This is a genomic window from Bacteroides ovatus, assembly GCF_001314995.1.
GTDB lineage: Bacteria > Bacteroidota > Bacteroidia > Bacteroidales > Bacteroidaceae > Bacteroides > Bacteroides ovatus.
This window is the reverse complement of sequence record NZ_CP012938.1, coordinates 3925863-3945148: the sequence shown is the minus strand read 5'-3', so window position 1 is coordinate 3945148 and position 19286 is coordinate 3925863. Positions and strand designations below refer to the sequence as shown.

Here is a 19286-nt window from a genome sequence, read left to right as displayed (position 1 = left end):
ATTATAATGTGTAGCCTATGAGAAACAGTTGAATGATTATCTATGAAAAGCAGATTTTTTCTGCATTGTGAAGTTACAATAATTAATTAACATTTATCGATATTATGATTGAAATACACAGTTGTCGTATAACCTACGTATTTTTAAAGAAACTGTTTGTGGCATGTTTCTTTGGAATGAGTTTTAGCATTCCCGTATTTGCAGAAGATTACGGAATGCATAATTACGAATCGAGCCAACAGAAACAGGCTCAAACGAAAAAGTCTATTATGGTGAAAGGAAAAGTGGTTGATGAACAAGGTGAACCTTTGCCGGGGGTAAATATTGTTGTAGCGGGGGGAACCCGTGGAGTTGCGACCGACCTTGACGGTTCGTTCACCATAGCTGTATTGCCCACAGACGCACTACAAGTCTCTTATTTGGGAATGGAAGACATGACTGTGGCGATTAAAGGAAGGACTGAGTTGATAATTACTATGCGTACAAAACCGGATGAGCTTGATGAGGTAACGGTGGTTGCATTTGCCAAGCAGAAAAAAGAAAGCGTTATTGCATCGGTTTCTACTGTAAAACCCGCAGAGCTTAAAGTCCCTAGTTCCAATCTTACTACTGCTTTGGCCGGAAGGGTGGCAGGACTCATTGCTTACCAACGTAGTGGTGAACCCGGTTCGGACGATGCCAGTTTCTTTGTACGTGGAGTTACTTCGTTCACATATGCCAGAGGACCGCTGATTCTGATTGACGGGGTAGAAATGTCATCTTCGGATTTAGCACGGCTGCAGGTAGACGATATTGCCAGTTTTTCTATTATGAAGGATGCGGCAGCAACTGCTTTATATGGTGCGCGCGGAGCAAATGGCGTTATACTTGTTACGACGAAAGAAGGTAAAGAGGGAAAGGCCAGCATTTCTTTCCGTTATGAGTCTTCTCTTTCTGCACCGACTTCCAAGATAGAATTGGCAGATCCTATCACCTATATGAAACTAAATAATGAGGCTATTCTTACGCGTAATCCGATGCAGGCGGTGCCTTATTCTATGGAGAAGATTGAGATGACACAAAGAGGGGCTAATCCTCTGATTTATCCGGCTAACGATTGGAACGAGATTATGTTTAAGAACTTTGCCGTCAATCATCGGGCGAATTTTAATGTGAGTGGCGGGGGAAAAGTGGCGAGATATTACATTGCGGGTTCTTTTACGCAAGACCAGGGAGTTATCCGATCTACAAAAAACAGTGACAATGCCATTGATTTGAAAAAGTATCTGCTTCGTTCCAATATAAATATTAACTTGACAAAAACTACAGAGGCTGTAGTTCGTTTGCATGGTGCTTTTGAAGATTATAATGGTCCGATTGTGAGTGGTAATGATTTATATTCCAGAGTAATGCGTAGTGATCCGGTAGCATTTCCCGCTTATTATGCACCGGATGCTGCAAATGCCTATAAAGAGCATATTCTTTTTGGTAATACAGACCAAGGGCAGTATATCAATCCGTATGCAGACATGGTGAAAGGGTTTAAAAATTATTCCCGCTCTACAATGATGGCGCAGTTTGAAGTAAAGCAAAAATTGGATTTTATAACCAAGGGCTTGAATGCGCGTGCCTTATTCAGTACAAACAGATATGCTTATTTTGTACAGACCCGCGAATATACACCTTACTATTATGCGGTGAGTATGTATGATAAAATCAATGATACTTATGTGCTGAATTGCTTGAATCCCGATAAGGGGTCTGAGTGGCTGAGCTATACGGAAGGAAGCAAACAAGTAAATGCTACCACTTATTTTGAAGCAGCTATTAATTATGATCGTGTGTTTGGGAATCATGGCGTGAGTGGTTTGTTGGTTTATAATATGCGCAATTATTTGTCGGGAAATGCGGGAAGTTTGCTTCTTTCGTTGCCTCACAGGAATATGGGGGTATCCGGTCGTTTTACTTATAATTATGATAGTCGTTATTTCTTGGAAGGTAACTTTGGATATAATGGTTCGGAGCGTTTTGCTAAAAATAATCGTTGGGGCTTTTTCCCTTCTATCGGTTTCGGTTGGATTCTGACCAATGAACCATTTTGGTTGAATAGAACAGATGGGTGGAAACATGCGATTTCAAAATTGAAACTGAAAGCTACGTATGGACTTGTTGGTAACGACCAGATAGGTAAAGATGAAGACCGTTTTTTCTACCAGTCGGATGTGAATGTGAACGATTCCGGTAGGAAATATATATGGGGACAAGATTTCGGATATACAGTGAATGGAGTCAGCATCAAGCGTTATGCTAATGAATCTATCGGTTGGGAAATATCGAAGAAGATGAATGTAGGTATCGAGCTGGGTTTATTCGATAAAGTGGAAATACAGGCTGATTATTATACAGAAAGACGTTCGAACATATTGATGAGCAGGGCGGATATTCCTGCAACGATGGGGCTGCAACAAACTCCGCAGGCAAATATCGGGAAGGCTGAAGGACATGGTTTTGATATGTCTATAGACTTGAATCATTCGTTTACTAAAGACTTCTGGATTACAGGGCGTGCCAATTTTACCTATTCTAAATCAAAGTATAAAGTATATGAGGAACCTGATTATTCGTCTACTCCTTGGCGTTCAAAAGTGGGGAGACCCATTTCTCAACAATGGGGATATGTGGCAGAGCGTTTGTTTGTAGATGAGCAAGATGTGGCAAGTTCGCCGGTGCAATCTTTCGGAACTTATATGGGTGGTGATATTAAGTATAAAGACATTAATGGTGATGATAAAATTACAGAAGCGGATATGGTGCCTATTGGTTATCCTACCACCCCGGAGATTGTCTATGGTTTTGGTTTGAGTACAGGTTATAAAGGTTTTGACTTTTCGTTCTTCTTTCAGGGATTAGGACGCGAATCTTTCTGGATTGACGCTAAGAAAACTTCTCCTTTTGTCGATACGGACGACAATTCTTCCATTGTTTCGAAGAATGCCCTGCTTAAAGTGTATGCAGATGACCATTGGTCGGAAGATAACCGTAATGTAAAAGCATTATGGCCTAGATTGTCCGGCACATTAGTGGAGAACAATATTCAACGCAGCACTTGGTTCATGAGAGATGGTTCTTTTTTGCGCCTTAAGTCGGTGGAACTGGGATATAAGGTTCCTGATAAATATACGAGACGGGCTCACATAACCAATTTGAGAATCTATGCTAGCGGAACTAATCTGCTGACGTTTAGCAAGTTCAAACTTTGGGACCCGGAAATGGCCGGTGATGGAATGAGATATCCGGTGCAAAGAGTATATAACCTCGGTATTCAACTATCCTTCTAAAAACATGCAATTATGAGAAAAATTCAAGTTATATTATTATCAATGACGATGGCGGTCTTATCAGCATGTGCTGATTATCTGGATATTGTGCCGGATAATGTACCGACTATGGAACATGCGTTTAAAGACCGGGTAAGTGCGGAACGTTTTCTTGCCACAATCTATCAATATATGCCACAAATAGGGCATCCGATGTATGACCCGGCACTATTGGGAAGTGACGAATATGGAACGAACCAGAATGATTATCATCTCAATCTCTTTCATTATTGGGGAGACAGGATGAAACTCGGTGAGCAAAACACGAACGATCCTATTATGAATTATTGGGAGGGACGAAATGACGCACGTAATCTTTATATCGCTTTGAGAGATTGTAATATCTTTCTTGAGAATATCGGTAAGGTGGGGCCCGACTTGAACGATGAGGACAGGGCACGTTGGATAGCGGAAGTAAAGTTCTTGAAAGCATTCTATCATTTTTATCTGCTCAGGATGTATGGTCCTATTCCTCTGGTAAAAGAGAATTTGCCGATAGGTAGTTCTTCGGAAGAAGTAAGGGTATATAGGGATACATTTGATGATTGTGTTGATTATATCTGTCAGCTTTGTGAGGAAGCGATTCCGGATCTTCCTTTGAGCATCACCGATGTGATAAATGAAATGGGACGTATTACACGTCCAATTGCCGCTACCTTATTGGCGGAAGCGAGAGTGACCGGTGCCAGTCCGTTGTTTAATGGAAATCCTGATTTTCAGGATCTGACAGATAACAGGGGTATGAAGCTGTTTTCGGAAGAAGACCCTAATAAATGGAATGTAGCTGCTGTAGCCTGCAAGGAGGCTGTAGAGATATGCAAAGAGGCAGGAATCAGTCAATTATATGAGTTTAATGATTCGCGCTATGATTTGTCGGAGGAAACGCGGCGAGGCATGAGTATTCGCGGTGCATCCACCGAGAAATGGAATGAAGAATTGATTTGGGGTAATCCGGTAAACACATCCGCGCAGTTGCAGCAACGCATACTTCCCTGTTTTAAGGATAAGGACTGGAGCCATACTTCAGGTCCCATACCGGAGGTGTATCCGACATTCCGCATGGCAGAGTTGTTTTATTCGCAGAACGGAGTACCTATCGAGGAAGATGTGAATTATGATCATCCGCATCGTTATCAGGTAGTGACTGTTGGAGACGACCATACTTACTATATCAAAAAAGGTGAGAGAACTGCTTATTTGAACCTTTATCGTGAACCTCGTTTCTATGCAGACTTGGGATTTGATCGTGGTTACTGGTTTGGCAATGGTAGGACAAAAGATGTGGGAAAAGGGACGGCTTCCGAGACTCCGTGGATTGTAGCGGCAAAAAAAGGACAAATGTCCGGAAAGACCAAAGAAACTACCTATTCCCGTTCGGGATACTTTTGTAAGAAGATGGTGCATTTCGAGGCGGCTACTGATGCGAACGGAAAAGCTACTTATGCACGTACTACTTATCCGCTTATGCGGCTTGCCGATTTATATCTGCTTTATGCGGAGGCATTGAATGAGTCGTTGAATGAACCGAATGATGAAGTATACTATTATATTGATGAGGTACGTAAGCGTGCCGGCTTGAAGGGAGTGAAAGAGAGTTGGAGCAACTACTCCAGGAATCCGGATAAGCCTCTTACAAAGATAGGTATGCGAGACATTATCCGTCAGGAGAGAATGATTGAATTATCTTTCGAAAGCAAGCGCTTCTGGGATGTAAGGAGATGGAAACTGGCTCATATCTACTATAATCAAGTAGAAAGAGGATGGAATGTACATCAGAGCACAGAACAGGAATATTATAATGTGATTACGGTTCAGCCTTTACAGTTCACTACCAAGCAGTATTTGTGGCCTATCCGTGAAGCAGAATTGATGAAAAATTCAAATCTAATACAAAATCCGTATTGGGACTAATTAATATGGCAAAATATGAAAACAGTATATAATGCATTATTTGTATTGCTTCTTCTCACTGTGTTTAGTGGTTGTAAGGAGGAATATATCGGCCAATATCCGGTGGATAGCGTGGCCCCGAAACAAGTATCAAATGTGCAGGTGCAAAATATGAAAGGGCGGGTTGTTTTGACTTACACTTTGCCGGAAGAAGATGATTTGTTGTGTGTTACGGCACGGTATGTGTTGCAAAATGGAGTGAAGCGAGAGATGTCCAGTTCGGCTTATTCGAACAAAATCGAATTAAAAGGTTTCGGAAAGGGACGCAAGTATCAGGTTGAACTTTATTCAATAGATAAGAGCTATAATGAGTCGGCTCCTTGTGTAGTAGAGGTGGAGCCTGAAGACTCTCCGATTTATGATGTTTTTCACACATTGCAACTTTTTGATGCATTCGGAGGCGTAAAATTACATTGGGAAAATCCATTAAAAGAGAATGTCGTTTTGGGGGCAATGATGAAGGAAAGTGATGGAACTTGGAAACACGTCGAGACTATCTATTCATCGGAAGCGGTGGCAGATAAGGCTATTCGCGGATTGGATGCGAAACCAGCGGATTTTGCTTTTTATTTTCGCGATATTTATGATAATCATACCGATACCCTCTATAAAGAAATGACTCCTCTTTTTGAGGAAGAAATGGATAAGTCGAAGTTTATGGAATTCCCGTTGGGTAAGTATTTTACTCATAACAACTTCGGTAGCAAGTCAATGACGGGGATGTGGAACAATGTGTATAATGTAGAAAAGGATTTGTTCTATATTTCTGCCGGTACAGGAATGAAGCCTTACTTCTCTTTTGATATGGGTGTGGAAAGTAAGCTGTCGCGGTTTAGATTGTGGACTCGTTTGCAGTATATGTATAGATTGCATCATTTGCGTACCTTTACCGTGTATGGTACGAATGATGCGGCAGTAACAAAAGATCCCGATAACTGGGAAGGATGGATAAAATTGATGGATTGTGAATCGTTCCGTCCATCCGGGCAGATAATAGGAGGAGAACCGAATGCTGAGGAAAAGGAACATATGCTTGCGGGAGAAGAATGGGAATTTCCTGTGGATGTGCCGAAAGTGCGCTATCTGAAATTCCAGATACACACCACTTGGGGAGATACGGATGGTGCATTTATCAACGAGATATCATTATGGGGTAGTACTAAATAAAGAAAAAACAGTATGAAACAATTATATTTTATTGTTGCTTGTATGTGCATGATCTGGCTGGCAGCCTGTTCGGATATGAACGATGTACATGATATATATCTGAAAAATGGGGAGACTGTCTATATCGGAAGAGTAGATTCTATTCATGTCTTCAGTGGTAGAGAAAGGGTAAAGATTCGTTATTGGGTGACCGATCCCAGAGCCAAGCATCTGGAAGTATTGTGGAATCACGGTAAAGAGTCGGCCGTATTCGATATTCCGGCACATGACCCTTTAGAGGGATTGGATATAATGATTGGCGAAAATGGGTCTTCTATAGCGGAAGGAGATTATACATTTACGTTTTATACTCATGACGATAAAGAACACCGCTCTATCAGATATGAACAGTTGTTGAAAGTATATGGAGCTCAATATGAGCTGACGCTTAACAATCGTATCGTAAAGAAACTTACGAAAGGAGATAATGAATTGACTATCGAGTGGGGAGGAAGTAATAGTGACCAAGAGATCGGCGTTGAAGTGTTTTATACGGATTTGTCCGGAAAGCAAGCATCAGTTCGTAAGCCTACGGAAGAATTGGGAAGTGCGACAAAAATTGTAGGTATTGACCTTTCCCGGAAAGTGACATATTGTACTTGGTATAAGCCTGGCGAGGAAGTGATAGATGACTTTCATGCTGCGATTTTGGAATTACAGTTATAAGATAGGTAGATGATAATAACGGGGAGGGCGCATTTTTTAACTTTGGTAGCCCTCCTTCTTTTTATTTTTCGGAATAAATTAATTAAATAGATGAGAAAACTCTTAGTATTGTTTTTAATGGCAGTTTCTATAACTTCCCTATCGGCTAAAGTTGTATTGCCGGATATTATAGCCAGTCATATGGTATTGCAGCAATGTGACTCAATAAAATTGTGGGGACATGGCTCTTCAGGGACAGTCATTAAAATTACTCCTTCATGGGGACAGAAAACATATAAAACAGTTGTAAATGAAAAAGGGGAGTGGCAAGTGGCGGTCTATACTCCTTCTGCCGGTGGACCATATAATATAGTGTTCGATGATGGTGACAAAATAATCCTAGAAGATGTTTTAATAGGGGAGGTGTGGTTATGCTCGGGGCAGTCTAATATGGGAATGCCGATGAAAGGATTTCCGGGACAGCCTGTTGCCTATGCGAATGATTACATAACCCGGGCTAAGAAAAAAGTGCCGCTTCGAATATATACAGTAAGCAATCATTCCAGTGCAGTGCCTTTGGAACATAGCGGAGGCCAGTGGAAATGTCATGACTCAGGTGCTGTGGCCAATTGCAGTGCTACAGCCTATTTTTTTGGTAAATATTTGCAAGAAGTGTTGGGAATCCCGGTGGGTATTGTCATTTCTGCCTGGAATGGTTCGAATATTGAAACATGGATGAGCCGGGAAAGTTTCCGGGCATTGGATATACTTTCTGTTGCCAAACGTCCTGTTCATCAAACGCCTTCTCTTTTATATAATGCAATGATTTATCCCATTCGCAATCTGGCGGTGAAAGGTATGATTTGGTATCAGGGAGAGGCAAATCGTAATAAGCCTGAAGAATATGCCAGGTTGTTTCCTGCTTTTGTACAGGATATTCGTAATACATTTCAGAAACCCGAACTTCCTTTCTACTATGTACAGATAGCTCCTTTTGCATATAGTTCATCGGAAGGCATTGAAGGAGCTTCTTTAAGAGAGGTACAGCTAAAGTGTGCCTCCCAAATACCTCATTCAGGCATGGTGGTGACTCTTGATATTGGGGAACAAGGCTGCATTCATCCGGCTAAAAAGAAAGAAGTGGGAGAACGTTTGGCTTATTATGCATTGGCCAAAACTTACGGTTATAAGTATACTTGCTATACGGGACCTGAATATCGTTCGATGACAGTCCGGGAGAATAGAGCCATCTTGAAATTTAGTACACCCTTGGCGTATGGAGTAGGACCTGTCGGACAAGAATTGAATGGTTTTGAAGTTGCGGGCAGTGACCGGAAGTTTTATCCGGGCAAAGCTGTAGTGGGTTCAAAATCTTCGTCCGTTATAGTTCATAGCGAGAAAGTCAGCGTACCTGTTGCAGTAAGGTACGCTTATAGAAATTATGTAGAGGCTTCTCTTTTTAGTGAGTGTGGCTTGCCTGCTTCTTCATTCAGAACGGACGATTGGTAGAATATCTTTTGTATCCGGTAGGGATATAACATGTAAGGAGGTCACTGAACCTCAAAACTTCCCTTCAGCCGAATATTCTGCGAAGAAACTCTCACCCATCACGCCTAAGAAACTCCCGTTTCTACGGTAAACTGATTATTCTTGTCTCATAATCCCAAGTCTTGGGGGTGAGGGTGAAATCTTCACGGTGCATGGCTAATTCTACCACTTCATATCTCTGTAACTTTCCACCATACATAAAAAATATCCCCTTCATTTTATTTCAGTTCTCTGATGGCTTTTGCTACTCCATAGAGAATACGTTCCAGATAGTAAAGTTCACGAGTGTTCTGAACCTCGATGATGATTATTTCATCCTTATCGTTTTTAGCTTTGATATCTACATGGTTGAATTTATCATCGGCTACTTGCTGATTACTTTTACTTTTGAGTATCTCGATGATTTTCACCAAGTAGCACTGTGAGGAAACCTTCTAAAATGCAGAAATTAGTTCTATGACGGAGCAGTCTCTTTATTGCCCATTCAAACGAATATACTTGTCCGCTTGTCCATATCGTTTCTGCTTTTTAAGTGGAGGATATTAATTCGTGTATTCTGTTTACTTGCATATAATATTCAGTGTTTGATTTCCGCATTGCATACGGAAATCCCCTTGTTCCAGTACCCATTGCCCGTCGGAATTGACAAAAGCCAAGTCGCTGCCTTTGATGGATAGAGTGATAGTCTGGGTTTCGCCCGGTTGCAGTTCCACCTTTTTGAAGGCTCGTAACCGGCGGTTTTCGGGAGTAAGCGAAGCCACAAGATCACTGCTGAATAGCATGACAACTTCTTTTCCGGCATATTTACCGGTATTGGTTACATCTATGGAAAAGTGCAAATCATCTCCTGCGGTAAACGAAGATTTGTCCGTTTGGAAGTTGCTGTACTCGAAAGTGGTGTAACTCAATCCGTATCCGAAAGGCCATTGAACGGAGACTACTGCATTGTAGTCATAAGCTCCTTCCATTTTGTCCATTTCTTCACTCACCCGATAATCGTAGGTAGTCAGTGCTGCTTCGTGTCGCGGATATGTGTAAGGCATCTTGGCACTGGGGTTCACGTCTCCTGCCAGAATGTTCGCCAATGCGTCGCCACCATAGTTTCCGGGTAATAGAATGTCAATAACTGCATCAGCCAATGGCTCCAACTCGTTGATAATGCGGGGACGACCCTCATTGAGTATCAGGATGATCGGTTTTCCTGTAGCGGCAAGTGCCTTTACCAGTTTGCTTTGGCTGGCAGAGATGGCAAGTTCGGAAAGATTACCGGGTGTTTCGCAATATGAATTCTCACCGATGCAGGCGATAATAATATCCACGTTGCGGGCGGCGGCCACAGCTTTCTCAATCTCCGGTTCATTTTCTTCCATGTAAGCACCTTCGGGTTTGTAGGTTACGCCCTGTTCCAGACGGACATGATCGGCTCCGAATTTGTTGCAGATTGCTTCGTAAATGGTGTTATATTTGTCGGCAAATCTATCGGTCAGATGTCCTTGCCACGAATAGCTCCAACCGCCGTTCAAGCAACGCATAGAGTTGGCGTTCGGACCGGTTACCAGTAGCTTTTTCCCTTGAGGAAGCGGAAGAATATTATCTTTATTTTTTAGCAATACTTCCGATTCTTCAGCTGCATGAAGTGCGATAAGTGCATGCTCCTTGCTGCCGAAGAGAGGATAATCTTTCAATAAAGTGTTCGGATGATCGAACAGACCCAGACGGAATTTAAGTCTAAGCACCCGGCGGACGGCATCGTCAATACGGCTCATGGGTATTTTCTTCTCTTGCACTAACTCTTTTAGTAGTGTACAATAATTGAGATCATACGGTTCCATAGCCATGTCTATACCTGCATTGATTGCCATTTCGATGGCTTCTTTCTTGTTTGCTGCCACATGTTCGCGGGTATAAAGATTGTTGATGTCCGCCCAGTCGGTGATTAACATTCCGTCCCATCCTAAGTCTTCTTTCAGCCATTGTGTAAGGAGTTCGCGGTCGGCGTGCACAGGCTTTCCGTTGATGGAACCACTGTTGACCATTATAGTCAGTGCACCTGCTTCCACACAAGCCCTGAACGGTGCAAAACATTTTTCACGCAGTTCGGAAACAGATATATAAGCCGGTGTGCGGTCCTTGCCGGTACGTGGCATGCTGTATCCCATGTAATGTTTCACGGAGGTGGCGATTCGGTCGGCGGGAATATGGTTAGGATCATCTCCTTGGAAGCCTCGGACAGCAGTGCTGCCCATAATGGCATTGACTAAACAGTCTTCTCCATAATTTTCCCATACACGCGGCCAACGGGGATCACGTGCCATATCGACAGTGGGGGAGTATGTCCAGGGACAATTGCTAGCCCTTGTTTCATAAGCCGTTACACGTGCCGCTTCGTAGGTCAAATCCGGATTGAAGGCAGCACCCATATTGATATTTTGAGGAAAGAGCGTGCCGCCCAATGTATAGGTAGTACCATGATTCTGATCCAGGCCGTAGATACATGGAATACCAATCTCCGCCATCGACAGTTCTTGTATTCGACCGATAATCTCGTTCCACTTTTCAGGGCTTTGTGCTACCGGGCCGGGAGCATTGAGAAACGAACCTACCTTGTATTCAGCAATCGCTTTGTGGAGTTTTGCCTCGTCCAATTGGAATTCTCCATTTATCGTCTCTCCTAATACATCAATAGCAAGCTCGGTCATTTGCCCTATCTTGGCGTCAAGATCCATCTTTGATAGAAGCTCTTCCACTTGTTGTTCTATTTTAGCGTCTTCAGGAATGGCAGTGGGAACTGCCTGTTTGGAACAGGCAGTCATTGCGATAGATGCGGTCATTAATATAATATTTCTTAGTTTCATTATGATTTGTTTTTAAGTAGCATCGTTTATGTAATCTGTCATTCAGAGGGCTTTAACCCGAAGAATGACAGATACTTATGGTATGAATGATTTTTAAACTTACTTAGGAACATTATTTCACGGTTACCAAATCTACATAATAGCCATGTCCTACACATAAGAATCCGGCTTCAGCTTGAATCTTATTCAACATGTCTTGTGTTAGTATCAGTGTATATTCACCGTTTTCCGTAAATTCCATCTCACTTGCCAAGCCTGTCCAATAGCCTGTGGCAAGCTGCATTTTATGATATTCGGCAGTAGGTTCTATGGAGTAGACTACTTTCAGTGTCGACCCGGCTGTGATACCAGCAAATACATCCATTGGAATCAAACCAAAAGTTTTGTTGGGATCACCGTCCGGCTTATCCCACGAAACGTAATGGTGTCCTGACCAAAGCGTTATTTCGGTAGATACGGTCACAGTCTGTTCGGTAGTCGTAATATTATCGTTCAAGAACTGCACAGCCTCTCCGCTGCGGGTCTTGCCTGTCATCGTATAGCTTCCATCAGACAAATCCGGACAAGTCAGCGTAATCTCTGTAGAAGATTGGTTGCTGAATTGAGATACCGTTTGCCCGCCAATGGTTAGAGAAGCGATGTTTTCGAGATTGATGCCGGAAATGGTCCAATCCACGTTGGCAGTAGCCCGGTTAGCTCCCGAAATGACAAGGGAAGCATTGGTTACTTTCACCATGTCGGCTCCATATTGATTGCCGTCGGCATCTTGCAGAACGATACGGTAATCGCCTTCGCTTACGCCTGTCGGAATGGTGTATTCCAGATAATTCTCGTCTGCCGATTCAACATAAGTAGGATCGGTGATCGTGTTTCCTCCCAAGAGGATGGCTGTTACGTTCTGTAAATTACTGCCATATAAACGGGCAGTCTTACCGGGAGATACAATTCTCTCAAAGGCTACTTCTTTCGATTGAGGGTCATCAGCCAACGGATTGACCACCACCAATCCTTCACGGGAAGTCTTCTTCCCTTTCACAGTTTCCACTTCTATTTTCAAATTATACGTACCGGCTTTCAGACTACGGTTGATTTCTTTGTCGGAGTCGGTACCCGATTCTACTTCCTGCCCATCAATGAACCAGGTTACTGTGGTGTAATCTTTCGGAGTCACGGTCAGCGCGATGGATAAGTTCGCATCCCGACTGATGTTGGCGAATGTAGCCAATTGGCCGTTCGTTCTGTCAGGGAATACCGGGGCAAGGATATGCGGATCATCATTTTCTGTCACCGTAGCGAACGGTTCTTCCTCGGTGCATGCAGTAAATGTGGAGCCTACAGCGAGTAGGGCAAATAGTGCAATATATATCTTTTTCATAATGGATGATTGTTTAATAGTTAGTTTTCAGTATCCCACCACAGAAGGCTGTGCCAATTGTCTGTTCCTCCCATGCGCTCGATGGCTTCATTGTAGCTCTTTTTATTATAGGAAGATTCCAATACAGGATAGCATAGACGTACCGGAATTTCCGTTCCACCGGTGAGGTATTGTCCGAACCCATATTCTGCCGGTGATTTCAACTTCGGATAACCGGAACGACGCACGTTTGCCCAACATTCGGCAGGATTGGTGAAGTGAAGAATCCAGGCCTGTGTATTGATAGCTTCAAGTTTCTGATTGTCCGTATGTCCGAACGCCCCTTTATCTTGAATGAATGCATCAAACTCTGCATCAGTAGTAGCCGTGCAACCGTAGTTGTCTGTCAGGAAATCAATAGCAGCACGTACTCCTTGCTTGTAAAGATCTTCTGCTGACACACTGCCGACATTCCATTTTTTCACGGTAGCTTCCGCCATCAGGAACTTCACTTCTGCAGAGGTCATCACTACGCCCGGATTGTCGCTTTTTAGGAAATTATTGGCAAGTTTGGGTTCCACTTCACGAGCCATGGTTGCTGTAACGGAAGGGTTGTTAACGGCTAATTCCGCACAAATATCGCTGTCGTACCCTGTAGGCCATGGTTCCCACGAGTAGGCACCTGGGTCGCGCGGACTGAAAGCAATCCCTTTTTCAATCATCTCTTGGGTGATGTCGACACGATTGTCGGGACTGGTGGCACTCATCAGCCCGTCATAATAACAACGGGAAATTTTGAATGTACGGGGGTCACCGGAATTGTATAACTGATTAAAGAAAGTGGAACAGAGGTAACTTGGATTATTAGCGGGGTCGTTGCCGAACAACAACTGTGACAATGAATTTCCGCGATAATCAGAGTAAGCTTCTTGTCCGAAACTAAATGCGATTGTCATGTATTTGATGAGCGCATCGCTTGAGGCGTCCGTTATCACACCCCCATTGGCAGCCAAAGCGTTTTCAAATTCCGTTTGTGCCTTTGTAGGATTGACACTGGATATTCGCATGGCAAAACGTAGGCGAAGCGAGTTTGCCAGTTGTTGCCATTTAGTTACATCACCGGCATAGATGAGGTCACCTGTCACTTTATCTTTGGTCGGATCGATTTTATTGACGGCATCTTCCAGCTCCAGAAAGAAAGCGTTGTAAATATCTTCCTGTTTGTCATACTTCGGATTGAACTTTCCTTCGAGGAATCCCAGGCCGGCTTCACTGAAAGGAGCGTCTCCGTAAGTGTCGGTGATGATAGACATAAGATAAACCCGATAAATGCGGAGTACAGAGTTGATATTCACTTTCTCTGCATCTTCGGCTGTGCGATATTGAGCATCAATGATATTCTTCAGGGATTGAGTGTAGAACGATGTCCAGATACGGCTCATTTCATTATTGTCTAGCGTATGGCGTCCGCCGTAGTTGGTGGTGTTCCAACATCCCATCAGTTGTTGGGTGAATGCATAATGGTAGTTACGGTAGATTTCCATCATACTAAGGTCTCCGTACGTTTGCAGTTGGGCAGTGGTGAGCTGCGCATTCGGGTCGATGGTAGCGGCCTTGGAAGGGTCGGTATTCATGTTTTCCATGTATTCATCGCTGCAAGAAGCGAAAAACAGGGCACATGCCATCGTGATGATTGTGATGTATTTAGATTGTCTCATGATATATCTTTTTAGAATTTCACATTTACATTAAAACCATAGCTTCTGCGTGAAGGCAACGAACCGTATTCAAGTCCCATACCGGTGGTATTGTTGTAGTTGGAATCCGGGTCGATATTCGGGATATTCTTCCATACGATGAACGGATTGCGGGCAACGAACGAAACGGTCAGTCCGCTTACTACATTCTTCAGCCAGGATTTGGGTACATTGTAACTCAACGTCAGCTCACGGCATTTCACGTATGAGTTGTCGTAAATAAACATAGAAGGTGCATTACGGCAAACGCTCATCCAGTAGTCTTCCGGATTGATGTAGATGTCGTTGGGACGATATGTTCCATCACCGTTGTCGATGACACCCGGAGCAACGAATCCGCCTGTCGGCTTCCAGTTATCGGCTCCTTTTGCAATGCCGGCTGCCAATCTTTCTTCTTCCGAGCGATACCAGGCGTCGCGTCCTGCCAATGTTTCCGGACTTTTACCCGATTCGTAAGCAGCACGGGCAGACATAGAATAGAGGTCGGCGCCTACTTTCACATCGAATACTGCTACCAGCGAGAGATTCTTGTAGGTAAAGTTGGTGAGTAATCCACCTGTCCAGTCCCAAGAGGCATTACCTAATACATGGTTGCTCTTGTCATATTGCGGCAGACCGGTTTGCGGGTCAATCAGAATATCTCCCTTTTCGTTCCGTTGGAAGTCCGGGCCTACAATAGAACCAAAGTTCTCGCCTACCTTAGCGGCCACCTGAACGTCGAGCCAAGACGCCTTTTCCAGTTCAAACATATCTGATTCGCCATCCAGTTCTTTTACTTTGTTGCTGTTTTTGGAGAAGTTCAGATTAATGTCCCAGGAAAAATCGCGTGTTTGAATCGGTCGTGTGCTAAGGGCAATCTCAATACCTTTGTTTTCTATCTTGCCGGCATTAATCAAGCGATAGTTGTAACCGGTTGTCCAGGAACTTGCCATTCCCATAATCTGGTTTTTACTGATTTGAGAATAGTAGGTGAAATCCAGTCCGATACGGTTCTTCAGGAATTTCAATTCCAATCCCATTTCCACGGAGTTTGTTTTGGTTGGTTTCAAGTCTTTGTTGGGGATGGTTCCGTTATCGATATATCCGATGGTATATCCGGGATAAGCATATTTGGATTTCGTATAGACGAGTCCCAATTGATAAGGATCGGTATCGCTACCTACTTGGGCCCATGACATACGCACCTTTCCGTAAGGCAGGAGGTCGCCCAGTTTTGTCAGCTCGGAGAATACAAAGCTACCGGAGAAAGAAGGATACACATACATGTTGTTGCCAGTGGGAAGGGTAGACGATTGGTCGCCACGCAACGTAGCATCGAGGTAAAGCATGTGTTTCCATCCCACGTTCACTGCTCCGTAAACCGAATTAATCTGCTTGCGGTAACTGCCGGGCACTACACTGATCTCGTTGAAGCTCGTCAATGAAGGGACATCGCGTATCTTCATGTCTTGAGCGGTGGTAACGGTGGTCTGGTTGTTCACCTTATATACATTGCCGCCTAATGTAGCATTGAAATCGAAATCACCCCAATGGTTGTTGTAGAGAGCCAACGCTTCAAAGTTGTACATGCGGTTGCGGAAAGCACTGTTTTGAAGTCTTCCGGCTTCGAATCCGGGAGTGGTAGGTGCTTTGTAATCATCGAACGTGAACCAGTTGAGTTCGGCACCCAGCGTTGCCTGAAGTTTCAGATGTGGGTCGATGTTCCATACGGCCTTGCCGTTCATGCGGAACAAGTCTTTCTTGGATTTGTTGAAGTTCTTATAGATATCCCAGTACGGATTCACGTTGTAGGGATCCATGCCGTTCCAGTTGGAATATTCGCCGTCGGCAGTCTGATAGGTTTGCAACCATTCCTGGTCGTAGGTGGTGGCAAGGGTCATCAGGTTTTTACCGATATTGGACTTGCTGTCGCCCAGAGCCGGACGGTTCTTCACGTCTTCCCGTGTATAGTTGACACTGAAATCCAAGTCTACCTTTCCTGCAGACGTATTGGCGCGCAGGTTGAAAATGTCACGGCTCATGTGCGTCTGGGGAACAATGTCTTTATTGCGCATATCCGTATAGGTAAAGCGAATTCCGGTTTTTCCGCTGTTCACACCTATGATGGCGGAGTTGGTGGCGGTGATACCTGTGCGGAAGAAGTTGGACGTATTGTCGGGGACAATGAGGAAAGGGCGTTCTACGCCGTCGAAATACTTCAACATGTTTGAACCGTCCGCTTTGGGGCCCCAACTTTTGTTTGTGTTGGATATGGCATCATAGCTATAAGTACCGTTGCTTCCCATACCATATATCTGTTGCACTTCATCCCATTTGGCAAGTTGGGTGTCGAAAGTCAGCGTTCCGTTATATTCCACGCTGATTTTATCCTTGTTGGCTCGCTTGGTTGTAATCAAGATAACACCGTGGCTGGCACGGCTACCATAAAGTGCAGATGCCGCAGGGCCTTTCAATACCGACATGTTTTCTACGTCATCGGCATTGATGCTCGAAATACCGTCGCCCAAGTCGAAGCCTCCGTTTGTGCCGGCACTGCCGAAATTAGTGTTGTCCAAAGGTACACCGTCCACTACATAAAGAGGCTGGTTATTGCCGGTCATTTCGGTACTGCCTCGCAGAATAACGCGCGTAGAACCGGAAGGACCACCGGCGGTCTGGCTGACTACCAAGCCTGGCACACGTCCTGCCATGGAGTTGATGAGATTCGTCTCTTTCGCTTTGGTCAAGGCTTCACCTTTCACTTCATCAATGCCGTAGCCCAACGCTTTGCGCTCTCTCTTGATGCCAAGGGCGGTAACTACCACTTCATCCAATGCTTTGGCATCCTCTTTCAAGGTGATGTTCAAAGGACCTCTTCCCGCTTTTACTTCTTCGGATTTATAACCCACGTAGCTGACAACGAGCGTAGCTCCCGCTTTTACATTCAAACTGAAATTTCCATCCAGATCGGTAATCGTTCCGTTGGCAGTTCCTTTCTCCACTACGGAAGCCCCAATGATGGGACCTGTGGCATCGCTCACTTTTCCGGTTACCTTGTTGCTTTGTTGTTGAATAGCTTGGGAACTTGGTTCCGTTGCTGCATACACTTGCTGGAAACTTCCCGCCATCCAAAGGGCGAGTGTTCCGCAAAACAGTAGATACTTACATTTTTCCATATTCATAGCATGTATATTTAAGATTCCTATAATATTTTCACCCAGTCGATGTACATATTCACTTTCTGACCGTCTTTCAGGCCCGTCAGTTTATTAATATCGGTAATTCCTGTAAACGCACCTCCCACGGCGAGGTTGAACAGGATGTAGAAGTTGTCATGAAAGTATGTGTTCGAGCTAATGTCGAACGTATGAAACTTGACGTTGTCAATGGATATTGTCAGGTTGTTTTCATCCCAATCCAGGGAGTAGGTGTGATAATTGCCGTCTTGTAGGCTGTTGGCAACATTGGCTTTGTAGTATTGCTGTTCGTGAGCCGCTGCGCTGGGGCCATAGTGAATGGCGGTGTTCACTTGTTTTTCCGAATCGCCCGCAGCCATTCCGCTCTGTTCTCCCATTTCCATAATATCAATCTCCCCGCATGCCGGCCACTGTTTGTCGTTGTCTCCCATCATCCAGAAAGCAGGCCATAGTCCGCCGTTAGTCTTGGGAAGCTTGATGCTTGCTTCTATCTTGCGATACTTGAAACTCTTTTTTCCTTTTGAATTGATCCTGCCTGAATAGATTTTATTCCCTTTGCGTTCGGCGGTAAGAATCAGAACCGATTTATCCCCGTCTTTTCCTACCGATACATGAGCGGCATCGTATGCCTGTAGCTCTTGGTTGGTCCAACCGGGTTCATGAGTTTCTTTCGTCCATACTTTTTCGTCGAAAAAGTTGAAATCGTCTTTAAAAAGAATGTCTTGTGGATTTTCTTCCGGTTCCGTTCCAACAGAATCCGACGAACAGGATTGTTGCGCGAAGCAAACGGATAAAAATAGGAATAGTGCTACTTTTTTCATCGTTTTAGCATTTTAAAGGTTAAACGTAATATGTGCTTTATACTTGTAAAGCTTGGTGCAAAGATGCTAATATCCGGCTGAAACGATGGTCAGATTGCTGACATATTAGGTTTGATTGCTGACAAATCTGCTGATTTTTATCGAACGGACGTTATCTTACCCATTCTTTTTCGAAGATTGTTGCTGTACGGAATGATCCCAAGATACTATTGCTGACAATAACTCGTCAATATGCAGTTTTTATTTCTTTCTCTTGCTTATATTATTTTTTCAATTGCCTAAGGAGTTTTCGTTTGACAGTTGTTGAACGAACGCTTGACATATGTTGAACTATCGCTTGACTATAGTCAAACGAAAACTCCTTAGGCAATGAAATAACTATCAATAGGTAAACGATTGCTTAAAAATAACTAATAAAATCATTAGTGGCAATTGATTCCAAACCATGCGGTTTTTAGTTAGGAATTTAATTCAGACATAAGAACATAAGAACAAAAAATAAAATAGCCGTTCAATAAGCAACAGAAATAATTTTCAAAGCGCAGCATTTATGTTCTTTTGTTCTTATGTCTAAAAACAAATGATCGTTTAGCTCATTTCTATACCTTTAATACTTGT

At 43.7% G+C, this 19286-nt stretch carries 11 protein-coding genes and 1 pseudogene; 5 read left to right on the top strand and 7 right to left on the bottom strand.

Annotated features, from left to right (window positions below):
- Positions 1 to 104 precede the first annotated feature (104 nt).
- The 5 genes from Bovatus_RS15340 to Bovatus_RS15320 all read left to right on the top strand — a co-directional run bounded on the left by Bovatus_RS15340 (position 105) and on the right by Bovatus_RS15320 (position 8666).
- On the top strand, positions 105 to 3317 hold the full coding sequence (locus Bovatus_RS15340; RefSeq protein WP_004298568.1) for a SusC/RagA family TonB-linked outer membrane protein: 3213 nt from the start codon (positions 105 to 107) through the stop codon (positions 3315 to 3317).
- Positions 3318 to 3329: 12 nt separating this feature from the next.
- Positions 3330 to 5267 carry a RagB/SusD family nutrient uptake outer membrane protein gene (locus Bovatus_RS15335; protein ID WP_004298567.1) on the top strand — a complete coding sequence of 646 codons (1938 nt, stop codon included), beginning with the start codon at positions 3330 to 3332 and terminating at the stop codon, positions 5265 to 5267.
- Positions 5268 to 5282: 15 nt separating this feature from the next.
- The gene (locus Bovatus_RS15330) at positions 5283 to 6473 is read left to right on the top strand and encodes a DUF5000 domain-containing lipoprotein (RefSeq protein WP_004298566.1); all 1191 of its coding nucleotides are present in this window, start codon (positions 5283 to 5285) and stop codon (positions 6471 to 6473) included.
- Positions 6474 to 6485: 12 nt separating this feature from the next.
- Positions 6486 to 7178, top strand: a complete 693-nt coding sequence (locus tag Bovatus_RS15325; protein WP_004298565.1) for a DUF4998 domain-containing protein — start codon at positions 6486 to 6488, stop codon at positions 7176 to 7178.
- A gap of 90 nt (positions 7179 to 7268) precedes the next feature.
- Positions 7269 to 8666 (top strand): sialate O-acetylesterase, encoded by a 1398-nt coding sequence (locus Bovatus_RS15320; RefSeq protein ID WP_004298564.1) that lies wholly within the window; start codon positions 7269 to 7271, stop codon positions 8664 to 8666.
- Between the two features lie 121 nt (positions 8667 to 8787).
- Here Bovatus_RS15320 and Bovatus_RS25770 read toward each other — a convergent pair whose 3' ends face one another.
- The 7 genes and pseudogenes from Bovatus_RS25770 to Bovatus_RS15290 form a co-directional block, all read right to left on the bottom strand.
- Complete coding sequence (locus Bovatus_RS25770) at positions 8788 to 8922, bottom strand: hypothetical protein (protein WP_004298563.1); 135 nt, start codon at positions 8920 to 8922, stop codon at positions 8788 to 8790.
- A 10-nt stretch (positions 8923 to 8932) separates the two neighbouring features.
- Positions 8933 to 9199 (bottom strand): annotated as a pseudogene (locus Bovatus_RS15315) (PD-(D/E)XK nuclease family transposase); the annotation flags it as partial.
- Between the two features lie 66 nt (positions 9200 to 9265).
- Positions 9266 to 11560: a glycoside hydrolase family 3 N-terminal domain-containing protein gene (locus Bovatus_RS15310; protein WP_004298561.1), complete on the bottom strand. Its 2295-nt coding sequence runs from the start codon at positions 11558 to 11560 to the stop codon at positions 9266 to 9268.
- A 112-nt stretch (positions 11561 to 11672) separates the two neighbouring features.
- Positions 11673 to 12935: a hypothetical protein gene (locus Bovatus_RS15305; RefSeq protein ID WP_004298560.1), complete on the bottom strand. Its 1263-nt coding sequence runs from the start codon at positions 12933 to 12935 to the stop codon at positions 11673 to 11675.
- A gap of 20 nt (positions 12936 to 12955) precedes the next feature.
- Entirely contained in the window at positions 12956 to 14632 is a 1677-nt protein-coding gene (locus Bovatus_RS15300) for a SusD/RagB family nutrient-binding outer membrane lipoprotein (RefSeq protein ID WP_004298559.1), read from the bottom strand.
- 11 nt (positions 14633 to 14643) lie between these two features.
- Entirely contained in the window at positions 14644 to 17832 is a 3189-nt protein-coding gene (locus tag Bovatus_RS15295; RefSeq protein WP_004298558.1) for a SusC/RagA family TonB-linked outer membrane protein, read from the bottom strand.
- A 20-nt stretch (positions 17833 to 17852) separates the two neighbouring features.
- Positions 17853 to 18668, bottom strand: coding sequence for a glycoside hydrolase family 16 protein (locus Bovatus_RS15290; protein WP_004298557.1), 816 nt, complete (start codon positions 18666 to 18668; stop codon positions 17853 to 17855).
- Between the last annotated feature and the right edge of the window lie 618 nt (positions 18669 to 19286).